At 63.1% G+C, this 25,025-nt stretch carries 25 protein-coding genes; 7 read left to right on the top strand and 18 right to left on the bottom strand.

What is annotated here, in order from left to right:
- Positions 1-6: 6 nt before the first annotated feature.
- On the bottom strand, positions 7-3,255 hold the full coding sequence (locus tag R4P70_RS14145; RefSeq protein ID WP_051649750.1) for a BTAD domain-containing putative transcriptional regulator: 3,249 nt from the start codon (positions 3,253-3,255) through the stop codon (positions 7-9).
- Positions 3,256-3,304: 49 nt separating this feature from the next.
- Between R4P70_RS14145 and R4P70_RS14140 the strand changes: the two genes are divergently transcribed.
- Positions 3,305-4,174, top strand: coding sequence for a 1,4-dihydroxy-2-naphthoate polyprenyltransferase (locus tag R4P70_RS14140; protein ID WP_007728497.1), 870 nt, complete (start codon positions 3,305-3,307; stop codon positions 4,172-4,174).
- 12 nt (positions 4,175-4,186) lie between these two features.
- Here the strand turns inward: R4P70_RS14140 and R4P70_RS14135 are convergent, their stop codons facing one another.
- Genes R4P70_RS14135 through R4P70_RS14120 form a run of 4 tightly spaced genes read right to left on the bottom strand, consistent with a single transcriptional unit; the run spans position 4,187 to position 6,231 of the window.
- Positions 4,187-4,567: a phage holin family protein gene (locus R4P70_RS14135; RefSeq protein WP_003941998.1), complete on the bottom strand. Its 381-nt coding sequence runs from the start codon at positions 4,565-4,567 to the stop codon at positions 4,187-4,189.
- 48 nt (positions 4,568-4,615) lie between these two features.
- Complete coding sequence (locus R4P70_RS14130; RefSeq protein WP_042925657.1) at positions 4,616-5,182, bottom strand: Clp protease N-terminal domain-containing protein; 567 nt, start codon at positions 5,180-5,182, stop codon at positions 4,616-4,618.
- Between the two features lie 5 nt (positions 5,183-5,187).
- Positions 5,188-5,439 (bottom strand): HTH domain-containing protein, encoded by a 252-nt coding sequence (locus R4P70_RS14125; RefSeq protein WP_003941869.1) that lies wholly within the window; start codon positions 5,437-5,439, stop codon positions 5,188-5,190.
- A gap of 54 nt (positions 5,440-5,493) precedes the next feature.
- Positions 5,494-6,231, bottom strand: coding sequence for a lysophospholipid acyltransferase family protein (locus R4P70_RS14120; RefSeq protein WP_283569175.1), 738 nt, complete (start codon positions 6,229-6,231; stop codon positions 5,494-5,496).
- A 122-nt stretch (positions 6,232-6,353) separates the two neighbouring features.
- On the opposite strand from R4P70_RS14120, the gene R4P70_RS14115 reads away from it, so the two are divergent.
- Entirely contained in the window at positions 6,354-6,977 is a 624-nt protein-coding gene (locus R4P70_RS14115; RefSeq protein WP_007728507.1) for a GNAT family N-acetyltransferase, read from the top strand.
- Here R4P70_RS14115 and R4P70_RS14110 read toward each other — a convergent pair.
- Complete coding sequence (locus R4P70_RS14110; protein ID WP_003941980.1) at positions 6,875-7,978, bottom strand: PLP-dependent cysteine synthase family protein; 1,104 nt, start codon at positions 7,976-7,978, stop codon at positions 6,875-6,877. The genes R4P70_RS14115 and R4P70_RS14110 overlap by 103 nt on opposite strands.
- Positions 7,975-8,361, bottom strand: coding sequence for a DUF4229 domain-containing protein (locus R4P70_RS14105; RefSeq protein WP_030535490.1), 387 nt, complete (start codon positions 8,359-8,361; stop codon positions 7,975-7,977). The genes R4P70_RS14110 and R4P70_RS14105 overlap by 4 nt, the downstream gene beginning before the upstream one ends.
- A gap of 291 nt (positions 8,362-8,652) precedes the next feature.
- On the opposite strand from R4P70_RS14105, the gene R4P70_RS14100 reads away from it, so the two are divergent.
- Positions 8,653-8,865 carry a BldC family transcriptional regulator gene (locus R4P70_RS14100; RefSeq protein WP_003942029.1) on the top strand — a complete coding sequence of 71 codons (213 nt, stop codon included), beginning with the start codon at positions 8,653-8,655 and terminating at the stop codon, positions 8,863-8,865.
- Between the two features lie 165 nt (positions 8,866-9,030).
- The gene (locus R4P70_RS14095; RefSeq protein WP_003941996.1) at positions 9,031-9,237 is read left to right on the top strand and encodes a hypothetical protein; all 207 of its coding nucleotides are present in this window, start codon (positions 9,031-9,033) and stop codon (positions 9,235-9,237) included.
- Between the two features lie 25 nt (positions 9,238-9,262).
- On the opposite strand, the gene R4P70_RS14090 is transcribed toward R4P70_RS14095, so the two are convergent.
- From R4P70_RS14090 to hemL, 7 genes are all read right to left on the bottom strand, one after another.
- A complete protein-coding gene (locus R4P70_RS14090; protein ID WP_083471193.1) occupies positions 9,263-10,906 on the bottom strand; it encodes a MinD/ParA family protein in 1,644 nt (547 codons plus the stop codon).
- Between the two features lie 143 nt (positions 10,907-11,049).
- Positions 11,050-12,012, bottom strand: a complete 963-nt coding sequence (gene ccsB, locus R4P70_RS14085; protein WP_047268895.1) for a c-type cytochrome biogenesis protein CcsB — start codon at positions 12,010-12,012, stop codon at positions 11,050-11,052.
- On the bottom strand, positions 12,009-13,673 hold the full coding sequence (locus R4P70_RS14080; protein WP_003942064.1) for a cytochrome c biogenesis protein ResB: 1,665 nt from the start codon (positions 13,671-13,673) through the stop codon (positions 12,009-12,011). Before R4P70_RS14080 ends, ccsB begins: the two co-directional genes overlap by 4 nt.
- Complete coding sequence (locus R4P70_RS14075; RefSeq protein ID WP_007735278.1) at positions 13,670-14,518, bottom strand: cytochrome c biogenesis CcdA family protein; 849 nt, start codon at positions 14,516-14,518, stop codon at positions 13,670-13,672. The genes R4P70_RS14080 and R4P70_RS14075 overlap by 4 nt, the downstream gene beginning before the upstream one ends.
- Positions 14,519-14,520: 2 nt before the next feature.
- A complete protein-coding gene (locus R4P70_RS14070) occupies positions 14,521-15,126 on the bottom strand; it encodes a TlpA disulfide reductase family protein (RefSeq protein ID WP_042925638.1) in 606 nt (201 codons plus the stop codon).
- Positions 15,123-15,782, bottom strand: coding sequence for a histidine phosphatase family protein (locus tag R4P70_RS14065; RefSeq protein WP_003941868.1), 660 nt, complete (start codon positions 15,780-15,782; stop codon positions 15,123-15,125). The genes R4P70_RS14070 and R4P70_RS14065 overlap by 4 nt, the downstream gene beginning before the upstream one ends.
- 66 nt (positions 15,783-15,848) lie before the next feature.
- Positions 15,849-17,174 carry a glutamate-1-semialdehyde 2,1-aminomutase gene (hemL, locus tag R4P70_RS14060; protein WP_037129903.1) on the bottom strand — a complete coding sequence of 442 codons (1,326 nt, stop codon included), beginning with the start codon at positions 17,172-17,174 and terminating at the stop codon, positions 15,849-15,851.
- Positions 17,175-17,284: 110 nt separating this feature from the next.
- On the opposite strand from hemL, the gene R4P70_RS14055 reads away from it, so the two are divergent.
- Both R4P70_RS14055 and R4P70_RS14050 read left to right on the top strand, forming a co-directional pair.
- Positions 17,285-17,632 carry a hypothetical protein gene (locus tag R4P70_RS14055; protein ID WP_007735283.1) on the top strand — a complete coding sequence of 116 codons (348 nt, stop codon included), beginning with the start codon at positions 17,285-17,287 and terminating at the stop codon, positions 17,630-17,632.
- A 59-nt stretch (positions 17,633-17,691) separates the two neighbouring features.
- Positions 17,692-19,623 carry an acyl-CoA dehydrogenase gene (locus R4P70_RS14050; RefSeq protein WP_024487810.1) on the top strand — a complete coding sequence of 644 codons (1,932 nt, stop codon included), beginning with the start codon at positions 17,692-17,694 and terminating at the stop codon, positions 19,621-19,623.
- Between the two features lie 40 nt (positions 19,624-19,663).
- On the opposite strand, the gene R4P70_RS14045 is transcribed toward R4P70_RS14050, so the two are convergent.
- A complete protein-coding gene (locus R4P70_RS14045; protein ID WP_215515742.1) occupies positions 19,664-20,680 on the bottom strand; it encodes an ABC transporter permease in 1,017 nt (338 codons plus the stop codon).
- Positions 20,681-20,811: 131 nt separating this feature from the next.
- Between R4P70_RS14045 and R4P70_RS14040 the strand changes: the two genes are divergently transcribed.
- Positions 20,812-21,372 carry a TetR family transcriptional regulator gene (locus tag R4P70_RS14040; protein WP_042925640.1) on the top strand — a complete coding sequence of 187 codons (561 nt, stop codon included), beginning with the start codon at positions 20,812-20,814 and terminating at the stop codon, positions 21,370-21,372.
- Here R4P70_RS14040 and R4P70_RS14035 read toward each other — a convergent pair.
- From R4P70_RS14035 to R4P70_RS14025, 3 genes are read right to left on the bottom strand one after another with little or no spacing between them, the layout of a single operon-like run.
- A complete protein-coding gene (locus R4P70_RS14035) occupies positions 21,363-22,238 on the bottom strand; it encodes a TIGR03619 family F420-dependent LLM class oxidoreductase (protein ID WP_283569215.1) in 876 nt (291 codons plus the stop codon). The genes R4P70_RS14040 and R4P70_RS14035 overlap by 10 nt on opposite strands.
- A complete protein-coding gene (locus tag R4P70_RS14030) occupies positions 22,235-23,893 on the bottom strand; it encodes an ABC transporter substrate-binding protein (RefSeq protein ID WP_215515741.1) in 1,659 nt (552 codons plus the stop codon). Before R4P70_RS14030 ends, R4P70_RS14035 begins: the two co-directional genes overlap by 4 nt.
- Before the next feature lie 24 nt (positions 23,894-23,917).
- Complete coding sequence (locus tag R4P70_RS14025; RefSeq protein WP_283569214.1) at positions 23,918-24,979, bottom strand: DUF1214 domain-containing protein; 1,062 nt, start codon at positions 24,977-24,979, stop codon at positions 23,918-23,920.
- Positions 24,980-25,025: the final 46 nt, after the last annotated feature.

Below are 25,025 nucleotides of genomic sequence, written 5' to 3'. Positions count from 1 at the left end.
CCAGACCTAGTCCAGCACCGGTCCGCGAAGCGCAGCCAACACTGCTTCGCGGACCGCTCTGCGTGAGTAACCCGATACCTTCTCGGTTTCCACAGACCACCTGTCGGCTCCGACCAGACCAACCGCGAAGTCGGAGAGGCGCGCGTGATGGAGCGAGACGAAGTCTTGTCTCCCCGGCATTTTCAACGACAAAGCCATCAGTTCGACTCCGCGTTCGATGTTGCCCGTGACAAGATCGAACGACCCGATCGCCGACGCCAACGAACCCGCGAGCGGCAGGTCCGCGTAACCGTTGGGATCGAGCTTGAGAGCACTCGACTCCTTCATCTGCAGAACGCGGCCCGCCACCAGTTCGTGCCGGCCGTGAACTGCGTGAGCGCACACAGCCGCGGCACCGAGCAGAACGACGAAGGGATCACCGAAGATGTTCTCGATCGCAGAACCCAACAGCTCCAGCGCTTCTCGATACCGAGCCAAGCCCTCGTCGATGCGGCCGTCCGCGAGATCCGCCTCGGCGATACTCGCTGTGAGCGCCGCGCGCCGTTGATCGGTTTCGATGGCCCCGGTCCCACCCGAATGCGCCAATGCCGGACGTGCACGATCGAGAAGCACCCGACCACCAGCGGTGTCACCGGCCGCGATCATTGCTCCGGCTTGAAAGCAGATGAGCTGCATCGCCTCGTCACGCGCACCGAGGCGTTCCATCGACGCCGCCGCGATCGCGTAGAACTCGATGGCCTCGCCATAGCGGGCGGATTGGCTGTGAACCGACCCGACATGTTGGGCCGCCATCGCCAGACCCCACTCGTCACCGATGCTGGTGGCGTAGTCGAACAGAGTCTCCCCGTCCAGCAACGCACCGCGCAGATCTCCGATGTTCTCCCGCATGTTCGAACGCGCGGACAGCGCCGCCATTCGGGTCTCGGGATCGGAACTGCGAACGCCTTCGGCCACCAACCGCGCAAGTTTGTGGTTGGCGATCCCACTCGTGGTCAGCTTGATCAGAAATGCGAACAACGGACCGAGATCATCGCGCTCACGCAACAGCTTTCGAAGTCGGATCCGCGCACGGGCATGGTTTCGATCGGCCTCTCCGAAGAAGAGATGCATCGCCACCAGGATGAACGTAGCGCCCACCAGTTCTGCATTCACGTCGCGCAGATCGTTGTCCGCGGTCGCCCCGACGATCTTCGACGCCCAGTTCGAAATTTCCGAGTTCGATCCTCGTACGGCCCACAGAATCGCAAGGACGGGGAAGACGTTGGCTACGGTCACCGCGTCGCCGCGTTCCACGGCCCAGCGAAGTACAGCCAGAAGGTTGTCGTGCTCGGCGTCGAGGTCGGCAATCAGACGGAGCTGATCCGTCCGTGCACGCACGACGGCATCCTCGGCGATCGCAATCGCCCAGTCGTCGAGGCGCCGAATCACTTCCGGTCCCTCCCCGGACGCGGCGAGTTGCTCCTCGCCGTATTCACGGACAGTCTCGAGCATGTAGTACCGAAGATCTCCCTGCCCGTCGCTGACGGAAAGAAGTGACTGATTCACCAGCGCTTCGACGGCACTTGCCACATCGGTCAACTCGCCCCACCCGGCAACGGCCTGCGCCGAAGAAAGGGTGAAGCCGGCCGGGAATCGGCACAATCGACGCAACGCAATCTGATCCCCGCTGCCCAACAGATTCCAGCTCCAGTCGATCACCGCGTGCAGGGTGCGATGCCGATCCGGAGACGTCGGATCATCGGAGCGCAACAACGCGAACCTGTCTCGCAGTCTCGAACCGATTTCGTCGACGCTCATGGTGCGGACCCGCGCGGCAGCGAGCTCGATCGCCAGCGGGAGTCCGTCGAGCGTCGTACACAGCTTGACGACCGCGTCGACGTCCAGATGAACAGACGGCCGCACCGCACGGGCTCTCGCCGAGAAGAGTTCGACTGCCGAGCCGGTTCCGTCTTCGATCGCCAACGGCGGCAACGGGTACACCGCCTCGGCACTGATCATGAGCGGAGAACGACTGGTGGTCAGTACCGTCAGCTGACGACCGGCCGCGATCATCTCGGCCACGATCTCCGAACACGCGCCGATCACGTGCTCACAATTGTCGAGGATGAGCAACATCGGACCGGCGGACAGCGCCTCTTTGAGTCGCTCTCTCGCCGAATGCGTTCGGCCGACGGTCAATTTGCCTGGCGCCAGATCGGATTCGCTGATTCCGAGGGTGCCTCCGATGGCCGCGATGACATCTTCGCTGCTGCGCAACGACGCCAACTCCACGAGGACCACCGAGACGCCCGGCTGGTTCACGGATCCGCGCAAGCCCAATTCGTGTGCGAGACGGGTCTTTCCGGCGCCACCAGGTCCGAGAATGGTGACGACGCGCGAGCGGGCGAGCAAGGATTCGATCTGGTCGATGTCGTTGTCGCGACCGAGCAAGGTGTTGGGGGCAGCGCGGAGACCGATCGCACGCGCGGCCCGCGGTGTAGCCGCAGGTGCCCCGAGAAGTTCAGCATTGAGGGTCACCAGTGCGGGTGACGGATCAGCGCCCAGGCGATTGGCGAGGTGGTTGCGGAACTCCGCGAACACTTCGAGTGCCTCGTTGACTCGGCCTGCTCCGGCGAGCGCACGCATCAACGCCTCGGCCGCTGTGTCGTCGAATGGGCTCGCCAGATGGCGTCCGCGCACCAGGGGAATGGCTGCCGCGTACTCCCCCAATGTGAGCAACGCGTCGATCTGCGCCGTCTCCAGTTCGTCGTACACCCGGCCTGCGTCGAGCGCCAGACGATCTGCAACGTCGCCGACGACGTCACTCCCGGGGGTACCGCGCCACAGGCGCAATGACGCGGTCGTGACGGCGAGCGCTTCGGACGCGTCGGCGCCGACGGTGCGCAGACCACGGGCGGCGTCCGCAGCCCTGGCCAGGTCGACACGCTCCCGAGCGAGAGTGAGCCGGTATCCGGCCGCCGTGACTTCGAGGGCCCCGTCCGGGAGTGCAGATCGCAGGCGCGAGACCTGAGTGTGGAGGGCGTTCATCGGTGAGCGCGGCGGCTCCAGCCCCCAGACGTCGTCGATCAGGCTCTGCGCGGTACGTGGCTCACCCGGATTGCGAGCCAGCGCAACCAGCAGAGTTCGAGCTCGCGGACCCGGCAACGGAACCAGACGATCGCCCACTTTGGTCGAAACGGGTCCGAGCAAGGCAATGTCTGCCAGGTCTTCGCCCGACTGCGCGTACCTGGCGCGCTCACTCACGTCTCGAGTCATGTGCTGATCCACCGCGTTCGATCGTATTGCACAGTGCAAAGATCGTTGTATGGCAACAGCTGCTCAATGGATCGAAGGCGCGAGGCCGCGCACACTCCCGAACGCGATTGCGCCCGTGCTGGTCGGCACCGGAGCCGCGGCGTCCCTGGACCTCGCAGTGTGGTGGAAGGCGCTCCTGGCACTGATCGTCTCCTTGGCCTTGATCGTCGGGGTGAATTTCGCGAACGACTACTCCGACGGAATCCGCGGAACGGACGACGACCGCGTCGGGCCACTGCGCTTGGTCGGATCGAAGTTGGTCAGTCCCGGAGCTGTGAAGGCCGCGGCGATCAGCTGCTTCACCGTTGCCGCGGTAGCCGGGTTCGTTCTGGCGGCGACCACAGCCTGGTGGCTGGTTGCGGTCGGCGTGTTCTGCATCATCGGTGCCTGGTTCTACACCGGCGGCAAGAAGCCTTACGGATACAGCGGGTTCGGCGAGATCGCCGTGTTCATCTTCTTCGGACTGATTGCAGTGCTGGGAACTCAGTTCGTACAGGCCGAGCGGGTGGATCTGGCCGGGCTGGCCGGCGCGATCGCCATCGGCTCGTTCTCGAGCGCGGTGCTCGTTGCCAACAATCTTCGAGACATCCCGACCGACACCGAGTCCGGAAAGATCACTCTCGCAGTCCGGCTCGGCGACGCCAGGACACGCACGCTGCACGTGATCCTGCTGGCCGTCCCGTTCGTCGCGACCCTGCTGCTGATCCTGCGTACTCCGTGGGCATTGCTCGGATTGCTGGCGTTGCCACTGGCAATCCGAGCCAACGCCCCACTGCGTTCGGGCGGGCAGGGTATGGCCCTGATCCCCGCGTTGCGCGACACCGGACTCGCCATGCTCGTCTGGGGTGCCGCGACCGCAGTTGCGCTCAGTCTCGCCTGAAAGTCGACGGACTCAACGGTTGTCCGGGACGAACGCGCTGAGCAGGAAGTTCACGATCGAGATGATCAGCGCGCCCCAGACTGCCGTCCAGAAGCCGTCGACCGTCAAGCCGTAGGACGTTCCGGACGAGATCCACGCCGTCAGCATCAGCATGAGGGCGTTGATCACGAGCGTGAACAATCCGAGAGTCAGGATGAGCAGCGGTAGCGAGAGAAGCTGCACTACCGGCTTGATGAACGCGTTGACCACCGTGAAGATCAAAGCGATCACCGCGATCACGAGAACCGTGCCCCAGGTGCCGTTGTCGTGGTTGGCGATCGTGATGCCGGTGACCCACGCCGACGCCAGCCAGATGGCTATGCCGTTGATGATGAGACGTGCCAGAAATGTCATGTCTGAATGCTGGCACATCCCTCCCGTGCATGCGGAACCGTGCCGAATCTAGGCCGCGCGATTCATCTTCGCTTCCAACCGCTCACGGATCGCCGACATCGTGACCTGCGTTTCGAGGGCCTGACGGGTAGGCCCGTCGGCGACACGCAGGATGCCGAGCAGGATGTGTTCGGCGCCGATGCGATTGTCCTTGTGCGCGAGCGCTTCACGGAGCGAGAGTTCCAACACCTTCTTGGAGTCCTTCTCGAATCGTGAACGAGGGAACCCGAATCGGCTCTTGCGAGAAGTATCGACGCCGTCCGGCACAGGAGTCTCGTCCAGCACACCTTCGCCGAAGGACTGCTCGAGACTCTCCCGAACCGCATCGAGATCGATGCCGATCGACTTGAGTATCTCGGCGTCGTCGTCGAAATTGTTCGAGCTACCTTCGTTCGAGCCGGCGCCGGCGTGGCGGATCACGTCGAGCGTGACACCAGACTCGGTGAGCACCTCGGTGGCGATGCCCCGATCAGAGGTGAGCAGCGCGGTCAACAGTTCCATCGGAGTGACAGGACCGGAGCCGGCGACAGCATCGACAACGACGCCTCGAGCCTGTGCGGAGAACCTTTCGAACATGGCAATTACCTGCCCTTCTCGCGCAGTGAACGCAGCATCGATTCCGACTGCGCGGACGCGTATTTCTTGTGGACGGCTTGACGGCTGACCTCGAGAGCTTCCGCGATCGCCTGCCAGGACCATCCGTGACGGCGCGCATTGGCGACCTGAATGGCCTCGAGTTTTTCGAGTAGACGACGCAGCGCTCGAACAGCACGCAATCCCTCGGTGGGATCCGGGCTACCGGCGGCAGCAGCGAGAGAGGTTGCTTCGGTCATGTTGTCAATTTAGGTTGACAACCGGAATTTGTCAACCAAAATTGACAGGCGCGCCTAGTACCCGGCGACGGCCCCGTCCACTGCCACCTGCAAGTCGGCCTGCACAGTTCGGGCGATATCCATCGGCTTGTCCGGAAGTTCGGTCACCGGCATTCCGACAAAGACACTCGCGGCCTTGACGTCGCCGGCCACCGGACCGTAATTGATGCCGATCGACACCAGCGCCGGTGAGCATCCCAACTTCTCGGCGCGCGCGACGATGTGGCCGATTCCGCTGTTGACGTGCTGCAGCCGCGTCGGATCTTCGGTGTTGCACGTCCCTTCCGGGAAAATCGCCAGACAGTCCCCCTTGCCCAGCCGCTCGGCCGCGACGTCCATCATCACTCGGCCGGCATCCGAAACTGCACGGAGGCCGTAGTTCTTGCTGCGAAAAACCGGGATGCTGCCCATCATGTCGACCTTCTTGCGCTGTGAAGGATCAACGAAGAGTTCGTCTTTGGCGAGGACCCGGGTCCGTCCGATCACTCGACGCAACGGAGTACGCCACGCGGTCGCGGCGAGCGTGAACTGGTCGCTCTCGGTCAGATGATTGACTGCCACGACCAACTGCGTCTTACGTTCCAGGAGAGTCTTCAGCGCAGCTTCCGCACCCGGCGCGTACCTCACTCGCGGGCGGTACTTCAGCGCCAATGCGGCATAGGCGAGCTTCGCCACGAATCGGTTCTGCTGATGACTGCGGTAGTACTCGTACACAGCCTCGTAATTGTCGAGTGAAACTTCAGGATTGCCCATGATCCGCCCTCGCTGGAGAAGTGCCCCTTGACCAAACGATACACAACCTACGGTTGCGTAGGTTTGCGTTACAGAAGGCGTAGCGCTGGGAGAAACGCACTTCTCGAGGTAAAACGGTTTCTGTGATCCGCTCGGCCATATCCACCGACCTACCCGCACTGCAACAGATCGAGGTCGCCGCGGGCGAACCGTTCCGAGACATCGGGATGGACGCCATCGCAGACGATCCACCGCCGACGCTCGACGAGTTGAACGATTTTCTCGCGGCCGAGCACATCTGGGTTCAGACCGACGCGAACGACGTGCCCGTTGCGTACGCACTCGTCGAGATCGTGGACGGCGGCGCGCATATCGAACAGGTCTCCGTTCACCCCGATCATGCCCGCAAAGGCCTCGGAGCCCAGCTGATCGACGCCGTCACCGAATGGGCGGCGGACCATCACCACGATCTCGTGACTCTGACGACGTTTGTCGACGTTCCGTGGAACGCGCCGTACTACGAGCGCCTCGGGTTCGTGCGCCTGGCCGAGAACACGCTCTCCCCCGGCCTGATACGCATCAGAACGGACGAGCAGTCGTCCGGGTTGGACGCCTGGCCGCGCGTGACGATGAGCCGCCCGTCACACGGTCCGGCGCCGGCGATTCAGGAACTGGCCGTCCACGCACCCGAACGGACGAACTCGTCCAGCACTGTCGTCGGGCCGAGCAGGTCGATCCCTTCCGAAGCCACCCATTCGTCGTTGTAATAGGTGCCCGAGTAACGCTCTCCGCCGTCGCACAGGAGGGTGACGACGCTGCCGCTGCGCCCGGCCGCCATCATTTCGGCAATCAACGCAAAAGCTCCCCACAGGTTCGTCCCCGTCGAGCCGCCCACTTTGCGCCCCAGGGCTGCGCTGGCGTGCCGGGCGGCCGCGATCGAGCCTGCGTCCGGCACCTTGATCATTCGGTCGACCACCTGACCGACAAACGACGGTTCGACGCGCGGACGGCCGATGCCCTCGATCCGGGAACCTCGCGTACCGACGATCGACGGATCGCTCGCTCGCCACGCGTCGAAAAACACGGAGTGCTCCGGGTCCACCACGCACAGCCCCGTGTCGAATTTCCGGTAACGAAGAAAGCGGCCGATCGTGGCACCGGTTCCGCCCGTCCCGGCTCCGACGACCACCCAGTCGGGAATCGGATGTTCCTCGTGTTCGAGCTGAGTGAAGATCGATTCGGCGATGTTGTTGTTTCCGCGCCAATCCGTCGCGCGCTCGGCGTGGGTGAACTGGTCCATGTAGTGACCGTTCAACTCACTCGCGAGCCGATGCGATTCCGAGTAGATCGACGACGGATCGCTCACGAAATGACAACGTCCCCCCTGCGCCTCGATCAACGCGATCTTGGCGGGACTCGTGCTCGCGGGCATCACCGCAACAAAATCCAGGCCCAGCAACTTCGCGAAATACGCCTCGCTGACAGCCGTCGATCCGGACGACGCTTCGATGACAGTGGTCTCTTCGGTAACCCAGCCGTTGCAGATCGCGTAGAGGAAAAGCGACCGTGCGAGTCGATGCTTGAGACTCCCCGTGATGTGGGTCGACTCGTCCTTCAGATAAAGCTGGACGGTCCAGTTACTCGGCAGCGGATAGCGCAGCAGGTGTGTGTCCGCGCTGCGTTGCGCGTCGGCTTCGATCAACCGCACCGCGTTGTCGACCCACTGGCGTGAGGTCCGACGGTCGACGTCGAGCGACCCCGTGGTCACCGCCCGTCTCCGCGCAGCTTGGAGCGAAGATCGTCACGATCGGACCGACGCTGGGCGTCGACCGCCGCAATGCCCGCATTGACACGCTTGCGCAGTTTCGCGAAGAGCAGCAACGACAGCGGCAGCGCGATCAGAACTGCGAACAGCGCCGCGACGATCAAGGGAACGTCCGTGCCGGCGAGCTTTCCGCCACCGATGATGACGGCACCGATCACGACGACAAGCAGCAGCCGAGCGACCGAGTACAGCACCACGTCGCGGGCTAGTTGACCCTTGGTCACCGGCCCGGAAGCCGACTTTGCTTGCCCAGAGTTTGCGGAAGGTTTACTGGCCTTGACCGGCTCAGAAGGAACATTTTCGGGGTTTTCAGACAACTGACTCACCCTCTCAGGTTACCCATTCCGAATACGGGTGGGACCGAGCCCGCTATATCCATTTTGTCCTTTACTTAAACATTACTTTTTCTTGAAAGATCGACTACCCGGCTATATCTGTGCAAACATTGCGCTACCACTCAGAAAACGGTCGAATGTGAGCGAAGGACTTCGAAACAAACTCGACGCAGGTTTTTGGCAACTGGTCGACACACCGGTTCGGAACCAAAGTTCGGAATCACTGCTCGGTTCGGAATCACTGTTCGTCAAACGTTCGACATCAACATGGAGGACCTCACAATGAGCGCACCAACCTTCAATACCGCCGCAGACGCACTCATGACGCCCGGACAGGTAGCGGCATTGTTTCATGTCGATCCCAAGACCGTGACCCGCTGGGCACACGCAGGACGACTGGGCTCGCTTCGCACGCCAGGAGGACATCGTCGATTCCGTGAGACCGAGGTCATGCAGCTTCTGCGCTCGCTGACCACCGAAGCAGACAACAACTGAGCAACTTCACCTCACTTCGAAGCACTTTGCAGTACCCGACAGATCTTGCAGTACCCGACAGATACAGCACTAGCGCACTGAGCCGAAACGCTTGTCCGCACCACTTCTGGTGAAGCGGGGCGGAGACTGAGTAGGCTCGACTTCAGTTCCCTGAGGAGGTGCGCCGTGTTGTATCTGTTGGCGTTGGTGGGTTTGGTGACATTGATCGTTCTGATGTGGAAGGCATTCGGGCCCGATCCGTCGACGCGCACCCCGGTGAGCGGTGTACGCGGGCCGGATGACGATCCCGAATTCCTGTGGAATGTGAACCAGCAAACACGACGCAAGCGCACGGAAGGTCCGGACGTACCGCCGACTGACGCGTCGACGTAGCGTCCGGGCTCGCCCGGCTATCCGATTACCGCCCCGTCAACGCGAACGGGGAGGCCGGAAAGTCCTGCGCAACCACCGCAGCCAACTCCAGCACCGCTTCCCGAGTACCTGGACGCAGCCGGTCCAGATCGATTTCGGCGCCCTCTTCCAAATGCGGATCGAACGGAATCAGTTTCACCGCTCGACAGCGCTGCTCGAAGTGCTCGACGACCCGCGGCAGATCAACCTTGCCCGAGCGAGGCCGTACCGCGTTGATGACAGCTACGGACGTGGCGACCAGCCTGCTGTAACCGTGAGCGTCGAGCCAGTCAAGTGTTGCGGAGGCGCTACGTGCACCGTCGACGGAACCGGAACTGACGACGATCAACGAATCTGCACCTTCGAGAATGGCCTGCATCGCCGAGTGCATCAATCCGGTGCCGCAGTCGGTCAGAACTATGCTGTAGAACTTCTCGAGCATGTCGACCGTGCGCGTGTAGTCCCCACCGCTGAAGGCCTCTGAAACTGCTGGATCGCTGTCGGAGGCAAGCACTTCGAGCCGGTGTCGATTTTGCGATGTGTAGCCACGGACGTCGCTGTACTTCTCGATGCTGTTCTCGTCGCGCAGCAGGTTTCGCACTGTTGCCGGAGTTTCGAGCGGGATCTTCTGGCTCAGCGTTCCCCGGTCGGGGTTTGCATCGACAGCGACGACGCGATCGCCGCGGATCGAGCCGAACATCGACCCCAGTGTCGCTGTGGTCGTGGTTTTTCCGACGCCGCCTTTGAGACTGAGCACCGCAACCTTGTAGCAGCCCTGCAGCGGCTGGTTGATCTGGCGCGTCAACTCGACGAGGTGCTGCTCTTTTGCACCGTTTCCGAGGTTCACCGATCGGCCGGACAACGTGTACAGCGCCTTGCGCCAGCCGCCCACCGGGGCAGGCCGGACAGGCCGCTTGACGAGGAGCGCAGCCGAGAGATCTTGCGCAGTCATCGGGAGAGCGGACTCGAAGCGACTGTCCGGAGCCGAGGTGAGTCCGGACTGCGGCATCGGAGCGCGAGTAGGTGGCGCCGTCGGCGGGGCCATCGGCACGGCCTGACCATTCTGGAGGGCGTGGCCGTTCTGCACCGGCGCAGCGCCGGGATGACCGAACTGCCGAATCGCGGGATTGGGCGGATGGACGCCGGGCGAAAAAGGTGCCTGCGGTTGCTGGAGCGGTCTCGCGGATGAATGCGCCGTCGGGCCGGGCTGCGAATTCTGGACAGGCTGCAGGTTCCGAACAGGCTGCGAATTCTGAACAGGCTGCGGAACGCCAGTTCGTGAATCCGGAAGCGACCCTCCACGATTCGTAGGTTCGTAGGTCTGCATCGGCATCGCAGGCGAGGTCGAGAACTGGCCGTTGATCGGGCCTGGCTGCGCTGCCGGATACTGGATGACCGGAGTCTTGGGACCTGTCACCGGAGCCGCTGGGGTCGTCGTCGGCGGCGGAGCGGCGGGTGCACTGGGCGCCTGGCCGGCGACTTGCTGGAGCGGCCCGGAGTCGACCGGGGCCACGAAGAGACTACGAACGTCGCTGGGAACCGAGTCCGATGACGGCTCGGGCGCGGATGCGCGCGGCTCGCGCCGCGTCGGCTCGGCAGGGCGCACCGGCTCCCACAATCCTGCTCCGGCGTCTTCAATCTTGTCGGCCATCTCGCCGCTCCCCCTCGTCGATCCCACAGCTACCAGACAGCTAGTAATTCGCCAAGCTGCATCGTAACTGTTGCCCGCCCCTGACGTACCTACCGGTAATACCTACAGACCGGTCGGCAGCCACCCACGGTACCTCGAGAGGATCAGGTGAGTCCCGCGTAGGAGTGCAAGCCGGAGACGACCATGTTGATGATGAAGAGATTGAACAGCATCGCAACAAAACCGGCGATGTTGATCCAGGCGGCCTTCGTCTCCCGCCACCCGGACGTTGCCCTCGCATGCAGGTAGGCCGCGTAGATCACCCAGGCGATGAAGGACATCGTCTCCTTCGGATCCCAACCCCAGAAGCGTCCCCACGCAGCTTCCGCCCAGATGGCACCGAGGATGACGCCGGCGCCGAACAGCGGAAACGCGATGATCGTGCTCTTGTACGCCAAGCGGTCGAGAGTCTGGGCATCCGGCAGTCGCTCTGCGATCCGGCCACCGATGCTCGTGCCTTCCTCACCGGGCGGGAACTTCAGTCGCAGCAGGAACAGAAGGCTCGCGATACCGCCGATCATGAAGATTCCGGAGCCGACGCTGACGATCGTCACGTGAATCGGAAGCCAGTACGAGCGTAGCGCCGGCACCACGGGAGCCGCGTCGGCGTAAAGGACCGTGCCGGCGAGGAACATCAAGATCAGAACCGGTACCAGCAGGAAGACCCACATCGGACGGTACGCCGGCTTGATCAACAGGACGTGCCCGACCAGCAACGACGCCGCACACGCCATCGCCACGAATTCGTACATGTTGCCGAGCGGGAATCGTTCCGTCGCAAATCCGCGGAGCACGATCGACGCGATGATCAGCACCGTTCCGACGACCAGGACAGCTCGGCCCATTCCGCCGAATCGCTCCGAGAGCGACTTGCTCGGAGTCTCCGCGACCCTGCCAGGCACGGACGCGTCGACACCGCCGGCGGAGACCAGTTCCTTGTCCTGAACCGCCTTTGCTCTGGCCGACGCGTACTGCACGATGAGCAGCACAAACGCCAGCACGAGCACGGTGAAGGCGGACTTGAAGGCCCAGTCGCTGTACTGCGCGAGTGTCTCGTTCGTTGTCATCGGGCGTTCTCCTGCGCGTGCGGTTGGTTCACCGCGGTGGTCGGATTGCTTTTCAGCAAGCGGTCGGCGAGGCGGTCGAACTCGTCGCCCCAGCCTGCGTGGTCGGTGCGGGCAAGCCCACCAAGTTCTACTACAGTACGTCGTTCGTCATCTGGATAGATACGTGCCCAGACGCGGCGACGCTTGATCACGAGCGAGACGAGTAGGCCCGCCATCATGGTCAACGCCGAAACCAACACCCACACCTGAGCGGGATCGTGGGAGACCTGCAGGTTCACGAAGTCGACGGCACCATCGAATCGCACCTGGGTTCCGTCGGCAAGCGTCGCGCTCTCCCCCGGAAACAGATTGACTCGATCCTGCTTGACCAGTCGGCCCTGATTGATCAGTTCGGTGTTGAGTTCGAACAGCGATTGCGGGTTACCGGTATCGAGTCCGGTGTCGCCCTTGTAGATGTCGATGGCGACTGCCGGATCGTTCATCGCCGGGTAACTCGACGACAGCAGGTTGCCGTGGAACAGCGCTGTGGGCGCGAACAATCCTTCGATGGCAATCTGATTCTTCCGACGCTCGTCCGCATCGGGATACATGCCGCCCGGCGGGTCGAAGCGCATCGCGCCACTGCTCAGGAACGTCGTGGCGTCGTCCGGACGCCACTGGAGCGTCTCGGTGCGGGTCTCACCGTTCGGGAACGTGACGGTGAACGTCGGCGCGTATCCGTGTCCCTGCAGGTACACACGATCGCCGGCGATCCGCAGCGGGTGGTTCACCTGGATGGTCGTGTCCCGCCAGGTATCGGACTCGAGGTCGTCGCCTGCCTGGTACGAGATGTCCGAGGTGAACATCTCGGCCTGACCGGTCTCGAGGTAGTCGGCCTGGAAATTCTTCACACGTACACACAGCGGGGTCATGCCGGTGCCGTCGAGGCTCAGACCGGCGACGAAGGAGTCGAACACTGCCGGCGAGGTCGTGCAGAACCCGGGGCCGTCGTTGGCGATGACGATGCGATTGCCCTCGTAGCCGAACAACTTGCCCGCGGCGATCGCGATCAACAATCCGACCAGCGAGAGGTGGAACACGAGGTTGCCGAACTCGCGGAGGTATCCCTTCTCCGCCGAGATGGTGATCTCGCCTTCGCGTCGTGATTTCGAATCGCCGCGACGCGTTTCGACGCGCCACCCGCGCAGTTCTTTCGACACCCGGGCAGCAAGTTCGTCGGGAGTCTCGCCGTCCACAACGCTCTTGGTGTGGTGCGGCAGGCGAGCAAGATTGCGCGGCGCATTCACCGGACGGGTGCGCAGCGCCTTCGCGTGCTCCACGCAACGCGGCAGGATGCAGCCGACCAGCGAGATGAAGAGCAGTGCATAGATCGCGGTGAACCAGAAACTGCTGAACACGTCGAACAATTCGAGGCGGTCCATCCACGGACCGAGCGTCGGACGCGCGGCGATGTAGTCGGTGACCTTGCCCTCGTTGAGGGTTCGCTGTGGCAGCAGGGCGCCGGGGATCGCAGCGAGCGCGAGGAGGAACAGCAGTACCAGCGCGGTCCGCATCGAGGTGAGCCCGCGCCAGGTGTTGCGCCCGAGTGCAACGACTCGACCGATCACCGACTGCTTCGGCAGCACGGGTTTCGGGTGGTCGTTATTGTCGTCAGCTGTCATATCGGCAGCGTCACCTCCGAGATAAATGCGTCGCGAACCCAGCCGACGAACTGGTCCCACGCGCCGGTGACGAGGGCGATTCCCACTGCCACCAACATGATTCCTCCGAAAATTTGAATGGTGCGTGCATTACGACGCAACCAGCCGACGCCGGTCAGCGCGCGCGCCGATCCCAGCGCCAAGATGATGAACGGCAGGCCGAGTCCGATGCAGTACGCGACGATCAACGTGACACCACGCGCGGCGGTCATCCCGTCGGTTCCCGCCGCTACGGACATCACGCCTGCCAATGTCGGACCGAGGCACGGCGTCCAGCCCAGAGCGAACACTCCCCCGAGCAGCGGCGCACCCACCAGTGACGACACGCGACGCGGTTCGAAACGAACGTCCTTCTGCAGCGCCGGAATCAGCCCGATGAAGACGAGACCCATTGCGATGGTGACGACACCGCCCACTCGCATCAGGACCTCGCGGTTGACGAGCAGCGTGGAGATCACGCCGAATACCGACGCGGTCGCGAGGACGAACACAACGGTGAAGCCCGCGACGAACAGTCCGGCCGCACCGGCCACCCTCAGTCGACTGCTCCGGGTGATCGTCCGCGTCTTCGCCTCTTCGGCGGTGATCGCGGGAGCGTCGGCACCGACGACGCCGGCCAGGTAGGACAGGTAGCCGGGAACGAGCGGCACGACGCACGGTGAAGCGAACGACACCAGACCGGCGAGCACACAGGCGCCGAGGGCGAGCAGAAGCGGACCGGACGACGCCGCGTTCTGAAACGCTTCGCCCACACCGGCACTCAATGTGTCGCTGCCGGCCAGCAGCGTAGTGGTCGTGGTTGTCATCTTTACTGCGCGTCTTCCTGAGCTACTCGCTGGACGACGGGCAGCAAATCCTCGGCGAGAAGTTCTTGGAGGAACACCGCGGCGACGCGATGCTGGCGGTCCAGGACGATCGTCGTCGGAATGACCGACGTGGGGTAGCCGTCACCGAGGGCGATCAGCGAACGCATCGACGGGTCGTAGATCGACGGGTACGAGACCTTGTTGTCGACCACGAAGTCCTGCGCTTTGTTCTTGGTGTCGTCGCGGACGTTGATGCCGAGGAACTGCACGCCCGAATCCTTGGTCTGCTCGTAGACCTGTTCCAGGTCGTCGGCTTCGGCGCGGCACGGTCCGCACCACTGACCCCAGACGTTGAGAACGACGACCTTGCCCTCGAAGTCCTCGACACCGACCTTCTGACCTTCGTTCATCAGATCGGGCCCGGAGAGCTTGCCGATGGTGCCTCGGTCGGACGGCGGATCGTAGAAGATCTTGGTTTGTCCGCCCGGTGAGACGAAGTCGAAAGTTCCGCCCTGTGCGACGGCGTCGTCGCCGGTCGCGCAGGACGAGAGAATAAGCATCGCCGACGCAGCGGCTGCGAATGCTGCGGCGATGCGGCGCGAAATCATGCTCCTGTCACTCTCGGGTCGGAGGCGCCGGCAGGTTCGGAGTAGACGATGTCGACCAGGGTGTCGCCTTCGTAGACCAGTGACGTCAACGACGCCAGTCCACACTGACGGTGACGGGGGTCGTGCCAGAGACGCTCACCCTGCAGGAATCGACGCAGAGTCCAGACCGGAAGCTGATGGCTGACGACGACGGCTTCGTGTCCGACTGCCGCGACGCGTGCGGCATTGACGGCTGCGAGCATGCGATGGGCGATCTGCAGGTAGGGCTCGCCCCAGGACGGGGTGAACGGGTCACGCAGTTTCCACCAGTGACGCGGACGCGAGAGCGCACCGTCCCCGACGGCAACCTTGAGACCCTCGAACTCGTTGCCTGCCTCGATCAGGTTTTCGTCCGTGACGATGTCGAGCTTGTGTGCCTCGGCGATCGGAGTCGCGGTCTCTTGTGCCCGCTGCAGCGGCGACGCGACCACGTGGGTGATGTCGTGATCGGCGAGCACCGACGCGACCGCACGAGCCTGAGCTTCGCCCGCCACCGACAACCGGAAACCCGGGAGCCGTCCGTAGAGGATCCCGCGCGGGTTGTGTACTTCGCCGTGGCGCAGGACGTGGACGATGGTGCGGGTGGACGTGTGGTCGGGGTGATCGGCGTCGGTCACAGTCGAGGGTCCTCGCTGAAGATGATGGATGTCGGAAGCGTGCGGGTGTTCTGGAACTGGAACTGCTCAGGGCTTGACGGCAGCAGCCGCGGCCTTGGCTGCGTGAGGCATGGCGTCGGCGATGATCGAGAAGGCTCGATCGTCGAGGGCTGCGGAGACGAACCACGCTTCGAACGCGCTCGGCGGCGGGTACACGCCGCGGGAGAGCAGTGCGTGGAAGAAGGCGGGGAATCGCCAGGTCTGCGCGGCTTTGGCTTCGTCGTAGTTGGTCACCGTGTTCTCGGTGAAGAACACGCTCACCAAGGTGCCTGCGTACTGCACTCGGTGTTCGACGCCTTCCGCGGTGAGTGCTTGGGTCATGAGGTCGCCGAGGGCGGTCGCGTTCCGGCCGAGCTTGGCGTACACCTCGGCGTCGGCGGCGCGAAGGCTCGCGAGTCCGGCGGCGACGGCGACAGGGTTACCCGAGAGGGTGCCTGCCTGGTAGACGGGACCGTCCGGTGCGAGGTGGCCCATGATGTCGGCGCGGCCGCCGAATGCTGCGGCAGGCAGGCCGCCGCTCATGACCTTGCCGAAGGTGTAGAGGTCGCCTGCGACGTTGTCGATGCCGTACCAACCCGAGGCACTGACGCGGAATCCGGTCATCACCTCGTCCATGATCAGGAGTGCGCCGTGCTCACGGGTGAGACGACGCAGACCCTCGTTGAATCCGGGAAGCGGTGCGACGGCGCCCATGTTTCCGGCGGCAGCTTCGGTGATGACGCACGCGATGGCGCCGGGATTGGCCGCGAAGGCCGCGGCCACCGCGTCGAGATCGTTGTAGCGCACGACGATGGTGTCTTCTGCTTGAGCGCCGGTCACGCCGGGAGAGGTCGGCAGCCCGAACGTCGCGAGGCCGGATCCGGCGTCGGCGAGAAGGGCGTCGACGTGGCCGTGATAGCAACCGGAGAACTTGACGATCTTGGTGCGTCCGGTGAATCCGCGGGCGAGGCGGACTGCGCTCATCGTGGCTTCGGTTCCGGAGTTGACCAGGCGAACCTTTTCCACGGGCGCGACGCGGGCGACGATTTCCTCGGCGAGGGCAACTTCGCCTTCGGTCGGCGCACCGAAGGAGAGACCTCCGAGGGCTGCTTCGCGAACGGCTTCGACGACTGCCGGGTGAGCGTGCCCGAGAATCATCGGACCCCAGGACGACACCAGGTCGACGTAATTGTTTCCGTCGACGTCGGTGAGGGTGTAGCCGGATGCTTCGCGAATGAATCGCGGTGTTCCGCCGACCGAACCGAACGCGCGGACGGGCGAGTTGACGCCACCCGGAATCACGTTGCCGGCACGTTCGAAGAGCCGAGCGGAGTTCGTTGCATGCACGTCGGGATCACCGGAAGACACAGTCACGGCTTCCAGTGTCCCAGTTCTGTCGAATCTGACAACGACAGGGTGTAGGACTTCGGTGCTCGAGGCGAGTTTTCCGGTCGAACCGGGCCCCGCGTGAGACGATTCCGGGCATGAAGCGACTGTTGACGACGCTGATGGTCTCGGCTGCGATTCTTCTCACATCGTGTGGTTCGGACGCTTCGAACGACGACAAGGCGACAGTTTCGTCGCCGCCGAGCGCCACCGACTCGGCTCGAACCACCGCGGCGACGAGCACCGACCCCGCGTTTCTCGGCGGGTGTTCGGCGGTGTCCGTCTACGTTCAGCAGCGTGTTCAGAGCGGCGACACGTCGACCCAGACGGCGGGCGCCGACTTCCTGAAGATCGTCGAGAACGACCCTTCGTACCAGGCTATGTCCGAGAGCGAGAAGGAACTCTTCCGCCAAGGAATCGAAGCGGGTGCCGCGGGCTCCTGCTGAATGTGAGGTTGGGATCGAACCGGGTTGCCCGCGGTGCGCTACGCGCTATCGTCGGTTCCATGGCCACCACAGCGGACCACCTCAGGACAACACTCGACGGACGCTGGCGGGAGGTGCGTGAGCGCGTTCGCGGCGAATTGAACGACGAACGTTTTGCTCCGCACTACACACCCAACACCGCCATTGCGCGCTCCAAGGCTCTCGAACAGATGCGGGTCCTCGCCGATCTCGGGTACGCCGCAAACGGTTTCGCCGTCTCTCACGGCGGAACGGGCGACGCGGGTGGCGCCGTCACCAGCATCGAGATGCTCGCGATGTCCGACCTCTCACTGATGGTCAAGGCCGGCGTCCAGTGGGGTCTGTTCGGCGGCGCCATCGAAAACCTCGGCACCGAGCGTCACCACCAGGCGTACGTCAAGCCGCTGATCGATCTGGACCTGCTCGGTTGCTTTGCGATGACCGAGACCGGTCACGGCAGCGACGTCCAGGAACTCGAAACCACGGCGACCTACGACGTCGAGACGGGCGAGTTCGTCGTCAACTCCCCCACTCCGTCCTCTCGCAAGGACTACATCGGCGGCGCTGCCCAGCACGCCACCGTCGCAGCGGTGTTCGCACAGCTGATCACCGGAGGCGAAAGTCAGGGCGTCCACTGCTTTGTCGTGCCGATTCGTGACGACGCCGGCAACGACCTCCCCGGCGTCACGACGTCCGACTGCGGGCTCAAGGGTGGACTGCCCGGAGTCGACAACGGCCGCATCGTCTTCGACCAGGTCCGCATCCCGCGTGAGAATCTACTCAACCGTTACGCCGACGTCGCCGAGGACGGCACGTACAGCTCGGCGATCGAGAACCCGAACCGTCGTTTCTTCACGATGGTCGGCACACTGGTTCGTGGACGTGTCACCGTCGGTGGTTCCGCGGCAGCGGCCGCCCGCGTCGGATTGGCCATCGCCGGTCGATACGCCCTGCAGCGCAGGCAGTTCAGTGCTCCGAAGAGTGACGACGAAGTCCTGATCATGGACTACCTCGTCCACCAGAAGCGTCTGCTGCCGTTGATCGCCCGCTCGTACGCTCTGCAGTTCGCACAGAACGAACTCGTAGCCGCGATGCACGACATCCAGAGCAGCGACGACCCGGATCCGCAGGAGCAGCGCGAACTCGAAGGTCGCGCCGCCGGACTCAAGGCCGCCAACACCTGGCATGCCACTCGGGCCATCCAGGAGGCACGCGAAGCCTGCGGCGGCGCAGGCTATCTCGCCGAGAACCGCCTCACCGCACTCAAGGCGGACACCGACGTCTTCACCACGTTCGAGGGTGACAACCACGTTCTGACGCAGTTGGTCGCAAAAGAACTCCTCACCTCCTACGCCGACGAAGTCCGCGGCATGAGCCCGGTCGACTGGATGCGCTTCGCCGCTACGACGGTCTCCGACGTGGTCAAGAAACGCACGGCAGCGCAGCAGATCCTGCAGACGATCGTCGACACTCGCCAGGACAACGAAGAGGACGGCAGCCTCTTCAATCGCGGCACCCAGATGAAGATGTTCGAAGACCGCGAAGAGTACCTACTCGCCACTGCGGCAAGGCGATTGCAGGCAGCGCAGAAGCGCGAGGAGAACCCGTTCGACGCGTTCAACTTCGTGCAGGACCACGTGCTCAAAGCCGCTCAGGCGCACATCGAGCGCGTCATCCTGGAAGCATTCGTCGCCGGCATCGACTCGTGTGAGGACGAGACCGCGAAGGAACTCTTCGGCGAGGTGTGCGATCTCTACGCACTGTCCGTGATCGAAGAGGACAAGGCCTGGTTCATGGAGCACCGGCATCTGTCGGTGGAGCGTTCGAAGGCCGTGACGCGCGGAATCAACGAGCGTTGCCGCACCCTGCGCCCCCACGTCGAGACACTGATCGACGGGTTCGGCATTCCGGACATCCTGCTGGGGTCCGCGATGCTCGACGGACCGGGCACCGACGCGGTACGGCTGAAGTAAAGGGTTCGGGTGGGGTCGGCAATCGCCGGCCCCACCACACTCAGTGCGCTGCTGCCTTTTTCGACTGGCGAGAGGCGAGCAGTCCGGTCAGGCCGAGTGCCGCGACCAGCCAGATCCCCAGAACGAGCAGGTGCGGTCCGGCGCCGCTGCCACTGAAGTAGATGACGGAGCGGATGGGCTCCATGGCTGCCGATCCGAGCCAGAACGAATGGATGTGCTGCCAGAATCCCGGCAGGAACGACACCGGAATGGCACCACCCGAACTCGGGAAGTTGATGAAAACGAGCACCGTCAGCACCGCGAAGATCGCGGCTTGGCCGAGCAGTCGATTGAGCAGGATGCTCACCGCACCGACGGTGAACGTGTAAACCATCGAGATTCCCAGCAGTTGCAGGATCTGGCCGAACGACGCCCCGAAGGCGTGCATGAAGATGCTGGTGATGCCGAAGGCTATGAGCGGGGTGAGTATCGCCGCACCGGCCAGGATCGAATACTGCTCTCGCAACCGCATTCTCGGCGCAACCTGACTGAGCACCGTGATGGTCAGGTAGCCACCGAGGGTGCAGACGATCAGGAAGTAGAAGAGTCCGACGGTCGAGGAGTCTCGCGCCGTGACAGGCGCCGAGTCGATCACCGTGACCTGCTGCCCCGTCTGCTCCGCAACCGAATGCGCCAAGCTGCTCACCACGGAAACCGTCGAGGCGCCCGCGCCGGTGGCGATATGTGCGGTCACGGTGTCACCGATCTCGATGGCGCCGATCGCATCGCGGTTGTCGATCCGAGAGAGTGCGTCGGCGGCGTTGGCTGTGGCAACGATGTCGAACTTGTCACCCGACGAAGCCTGGATTCCGTCGATCAGCGGGGCCGTGACGGACGGCGACCCGACCACCACGATCGGTGCCTGATTCGGCGTCGGCGCATGGAAGGCGCTGACGTAGCACAGGCAGAACATGATGACGAAGAACAACGGAAATGCGAGTCCACTGCCCACCATCTTCCAATTGGTCGGCGGATCGACAACTTCTTCGCTGGGTACTCGGACGTCGGTATCTGTCATATTCCACGCTCTCTTCACTAACCGCATCTAGCTGTCAACACCGTTGACAGACTCAACAGTCAACACCGTTGACACGTTATAGTCAACGCCGTTGACAACGCGGTCGGCGAGCGAGCACAGAGGTCGATGTCGTGACACCCACGAGGCACACGCCAGAGCAGAAGCAACCCTCGACATCCGAGGCGATTCGCGCGGCGGCGTTCCAACTGTTCGGCGAGCACGGGTTCGGCGGCACGTCAGTTCGCGCCATCGCCAAAGTTGCCGGAATCGATCCGGCCCTGGTCATCCGGCATTTCGGGTCCAAAGAAGCACTGTTCCTGGAAACCACGCCGGTTGCGGACTACTTCGAAGGCCAGTTCGACGGCCCACTCGACACCCTCGGTGAGCGAATCGCCGCCTTCGTCCTGGGCAAGGCCGACGCCCGGATGCTGTCGGTGTACACAGCGCTCATGCGAGCGTCGGACAGTCCACGCATCCGGGAGCGACTCCGAGACATGACCGGAGTATTCGCCACCAATCTCGCCGCTCGTCTAGACGGCGAAGACGCGTACACCCGCGCACTCCTGGTCTCCGCCCAGGTGTCCGGGCTGTTGAGCGTCCTCAGCGACGAGAGCATCCCCCAGTCCGCAGATCGCGACGAGTTGGCAAAACTCTACGGCCGGGCGATGCAGACGCTGATCGATCAGTACTGAGCGATGACCTCCTCGGCAAACCGCCGAACGGAGTCGAGTCGCCCCTGACGATCACCGGCGTCAACTCCGTAGCGATACCAGGGCAAAACTCTGATTTCCGTGACTCCGAGAGTCTCGAGTTCGCGATATCCGTCCAGATCACGAACATCCGTCGGCGAGACGTTGACGCCGAAAGGAACATCGGCACGACCGTACTCGACCCGCAATTCCGTGAGACAATCGATGGCGCAGGCTAATTCGGCTTTGGTCGTGTTCACCGACATCCAACCGTCAGCCAGCCTGGCTGCACGACGCAACCCCGGTTCGCTGTGCCCACCGATGTAGATCGGAACCGGAATCTCCGGAGCAGGACTGATCATCAGAGCGTCGAAATCGTAGTGCTTGCCGTGGTATTCGACCCATTCCGGCCCACGTCCCGCACACACCGCCTTGATGATCTCGATGGCTTCGTCGGTACGCGCGCCGCGGGTGCGCATCTCGGTACCGGTGAAGGTGAATTCCTCGGGAATCCAGGACAAACCGACGCCGAGAGCGACGCGGTTCCTCGACATCACGGCCATGGTCGCGACCTGCTTGGCTACCAACAGCGGATCGCGCAGTGGAAGTTTGAACACGTTGGTGTAGAAATGAATTCGCGATGTGACGGCCGCCATCGCCGCCATGGCAATGAACGGATCAGGCATCGGCGTCTCGGGCGCCCACATCCGCTTCCCGTCAGCAGTGTACGGGTACGGCGCCGACACCTGCTCCGGATAGAACACGGAATCCGGCATCGCGATTCCGTCGAACCCCACCTCTTCGGCGACCTGCGCCAACTCGCACAGTTCCAGGGCGTCGATCATCGCACCGGCCAAGGACCACTTCATCGTTCCACCGTTTCGCCGTTGGGCGAGATCCAAGCGCCGCCCAAGAACATGATGTCGGTGATGTTGCGTACGACGCCGTGAACATTGCCGTCCCATGCGGTCAACACCGACGCCGGCCCCCAGATCACGTAAGGCACAGTCGCGTTGGCGTACTCCTGCACCTTGCTGATCGCCTCACGGACAGCATCGTCCGTCGATGCCGTCTGCACAGCTGTGATCATCGCGTCCATCTCCGGGTCCGCGAAGCCGGACGGGTTGTTCCTCGAATCACTGGCCATACTGTTGTACAAATTGAGGTACGGCGCTTCTTCTCCGACCGGAGCGCCACCTCTGGTCATGTCGAAATCGTGGTCCTTGTATACCCGTCGAACCAGATCGGTCACATCGGTCGCGTAGTCGATGGTGACGTCGAAACCGATCGCGTTCAGCGACGCCTGAACCGTCAGTGCCGTCGCCTGTTGGCTCGGCTCCGAGGTGGTGAGGTAGCGGAGTTTCCCGTCGTACCCGTCGGACTTCGCTTGATCGAGCAGCGCCTTTGCCTTCACCTGATCGAACGGAATGCCTGCTGTGTTGTTGTACCAACGTGACGTCTGCGGGACCAGTTCGGAACTGGCGGTGCCCAATCCGTTGTTCGCCCGGGTATTGACCGCCGCCGGATCCACCCCGTAGGCGATCGCCTGACGGACGCGAACATCGGCCCCGGGCTTGCCCTCACGGTTGTTGATCGTGCCGATCCCGTTCTGTCCGGTCGGACTGAGGTAACCCGAGTATCCGTCGTCGAGAGCTTGTTCGATCACGGCCTCGTCGCGGAGGATGTACGTCATGTCGATCTGGCCGCTCTTCAACGATTCGTACTGAGACTGCGCACCCGACGTGGGAACAAACCGCACTGTGTCCAGTGGAGGTTTACCGCCCTGATAATCCGTGCGTGCGGCGAGTACCAGTTCTTCGTGCGGGGCGAACTTGGCCAAGGTGAACGGACCCGCCCCGATCGGTGTGAACGCTCTCTCCCCGGTTCCTGAAACCGACCCTGCCTCTCCCCCTGAACTTCGCGCAACGATCATTCCGGGCCCGAGCGACAACAGCGCCGGGAATTGACGCCAGGGCCGCTCGAGCACGAATTCGACTGTGGTGGCGTCGGGCGTCTCGATCCGATCCACGATGTTGAGCCAGGTCTGCGATACATCACCCTTGCCTGCCACGAATCGATCGATACTCCACTTCACCGCTTCCGCGTCGAGCGGACTTCCGTCGCTGAAGGTGAGGCCGTCAGCCAAAGTGACGGTGTACGAGGTGAAGTCGCTGTTGTTCGACAGTGTCTTCGCGAGTTGTGGCACGAAGCTCCCGTTTGTGGAGTCGCTGCGTACCAGCGTGTCGTAAATCGCGGCCATTTCGGTTCCGCCGGTCGAACCGGCGGCTTGCGTTCTCGTGGGGTCCAACGAGGAAGGGAACGAATAGGACCCGAAGGTGAGAACACCGCCGTCGATCCGCTCCCCCACATCTGGGGCGCCCACAAAACCAGCTGCGCCACTACTGCTCGGTGAAGCCGATCCCGAGTTGTCCCCACTGCTCGACGCGCAGCCGGCCAACATCAATGCACCGGCAAGCCCGAGCGCGACAAAGCGAGGGCCGAACCTAATCTTCCTGGTGTACATACGTTCCCAATCTCCGTCAGCGTGTCAGATCTTGACTACCTTCGACGTCGGGATCGGGTGCGAGTCCGCCTTGATCCAGCGCAGCGCCCATGTCCCATCGGCATGCGAATCGGTGTCGATCCAGTTGCCATAACCCGGATCCTTCGCCGCCACGACGATTGTCATGGTGCCGTCGTCGTTGAGCTTCGCGGTGTGATTGTTGATGTAGATGTTCGTGCGGTTGTAGTCGAGGGACTCGACCCAGAAGTTCTGCAGCACGAAGTTGAAGTACTCGCAGTTCGGAACCTCGGTCTCGATGACCCACGCCTCGTCCTCGGCGAGCTTCCAGTAACCGTGGAAGTAGAAGATCGTCGGATCGCCGCCGGCATCCTGGAAGTAGTCCTGTCCCCAGTCGAAGATCTCGTTGGTGTGCGGCTGGAATTTGCGCGACCATTCCAGGAAGGTCTCCGCCATCCCCTTCACGATCCCGACGGACTTGGTGAGGCGCTCGCCGATCTCTTCCGGAGTCAACGGGACGAACTCCCCGTCCGGGTTCAGGCATTCGATGGTCAGATCACCGACAATCTCGTTGCGTCGATCCTGGTGAGTTTGCCGAACGGAGATGAGGTTGCTGTCGGGCGCCAAAGGCAGCCAAGCGCCCTCATCGGGCTTGTCGACGCTCGCGATGAACTCGAAACGGCCGTTCTCGTCGACCTCGAGGTCGTGGATATGCAGATCGCCGGTCTGCAGCATGGTGCCGTCGATGTGGTACCGATTTACGCGCGAGCCGAAGGTGATCAGCGGGACGGTGCCTCGGGTGCCGATGATCCGGTAGTTGTACTTACCGGAAATGTTGGCGCGCATGTAGACGTTGTCCGGGTTGTCGGCACCGATCTTCGTCATCATGTTCGGGTTCGGAGCCGACGAGAACTGCGGCCACCGCGGATCGGTGTACTCGACACAGTTGATCGTGCCGTACCGAAGCAACCGACTCAGGTAGCGGACGCCCTCGGCTTGAGTCAGCGGATCCTGAGGGACGATCTCGTCTTCCAGGACCTTTCCGACCTCGAGCAGATCTGCGCAGAACTTTTCCCAAACAGCATTCATGTGAATCTCCTTGTTTCGGTTGGGGCTTCGCCCTGTGCGCCTTTTT

Origin of the sequence: Rhodococcus sp. IEGM 1241 (assembly GCF_033142365.1) — a bacterium.
Lineage (GTDB): Bacteria > Actinomycetota > Actinomycetes > Mycobacteriales > Mycobacteriaceae > Rhodococcus_F > Rhodococcus_F erythropolis.
The sequence above is the reverse complement of the archived record's forward strand: the minus strand, read 5'-3'. Positions and strand labels throughout refer to the sequence as shown.

Excerpts from the sequence above, each read along its gene's own strand:
- R4P70_RS14100 (WP_003942029.1), top strand. The coding sequence starts at position 8,653 with ATGAGCGCACCAACCTTCAATACCGCCGCAGACGCACTCATGACGCCC.
- R4P70_RS14050 (WP_024487810.1), top strand. The coding sequence starts at position 17,692 with ATGGCCACCACAGCGGACCACCTCAGGACAACACTCGACGGACGCTGG.
- R4P70_RS14140 (WP_007728497.1), top strand. The coding sequence starts at position 3,305 with ATGGCAACAGCTGCTCAATGGATCGAAGGCGCGAGGCCGCGCACACTC.
- R4P70_RS14075 (WP_007735278.1), bottom strand. The coding sequence starts at position 14,518 with ATGACAACCACGACCACTACGCTGCTGGCCGGCAGCGACACATTGAGT.
- R4P70_RS14135 (WP_003941998.1), bottom strand. The coding sequence starts at position 4,567 with ATGACATTTCTGGCACGTCTCATCATCAACGGCATAGCCATCTGGCTG.
- R4P70_RS14130 (WP_042925657.1), bottom strand. The coding sequence starts at position 5,182 with ATGTTCGAAAGGTTCTCCGCACAGGCTCGAGGCGTCGTTGTCGATGCT.
- R4P70_RS14045 (WP_215515742.1), bottom strand. The coding sequence starts at position 20,680 with ATGACAGATACCGACGTCCGAGTACCCAGCGAAGAAGTTGTCGATCCG.
- R4P70_RS14025 (WP_283569214.1), bottom strand. The coding sequence starts at position 24,979 with ATGAATGCTGTTTGGGAAAAGTTCTGCGCAGATCTGCTCGAGGTCGGA.
- R4P70_RS14080 (WP_003942064.1), bottom strand. The coding sequence starts at position 13,673 with ATGACAGCTGACGACAATAACGACCACCCGAAACCCGTGCTGCCGAAG.
- ccsB (WP_047268895.1), bottom strand. The coding sequence starts at position 12,012 with ATGACAACGAACGAGACACTCGCGCAGTACAGCGACTGGGCCTTCAAG.
- R4P70_RS14035 (WP_283569215.1), bottom strand. The coding sequence starts at position 22,238 with ATGAAGTGGTCCTTGGCCGGTGCGATGATCGACGCCCTGGAACTGTGC.
- R4P70_RS14030 (WP_215515741.1), bottom strand. The coding sequence starts at position 23,893 with ATGTACACCAGGAAGATTAGGTTCGGCCCTCGCTTTGTCGCGCTCGGG.
- R4P70_RS14125 (WP_003941869.1), bottom strand. The coding sequence starts at position 5,439 with ATGACCGAAGCAACCTCTCTCGCTGCTGCCGCCGGTAGCCCGGATCCC.
- R4P70_RS14090 (WP_083471193.1), bottom strand. The coding sequence starts at position 10,906 with ATGGCCGACAAGATTGAAGACGCCGGAGCAGGATTGTGGGAGCCGGTG.
- R4P70_RS14070 (WP_042925638.1), bottom strand. The coding sequence starts at position 15,126 with ATGATTTCGCGCCGCATCGCCGCAGCATTCGCAGCCGCTGCGTCGGCG.
- R4P70_RS14120 (WP_283569175.1), bottom strand. The coding sequence starts at position 6,231 with ATGGGCAATCCTGAAGTTTCACTCGACAATTACGAGGCTGTGTACGAG.
- R4P70_RS14055 (WP_007735283.1), top strand. The coding sequence starts at position 17,285 with ATGAAGCGACTGTTGACGACGCTGATGGTCTCGGCTGCGATTCTTCTC.
- R4P70_RS14145 (WP_051649750.1), bottom strand. The coding sequence starts at position 3,255 with ATGACTCGAGACGTGAGTGAGCGCGCCAGGTACGCGCAGTCGGGCGAA.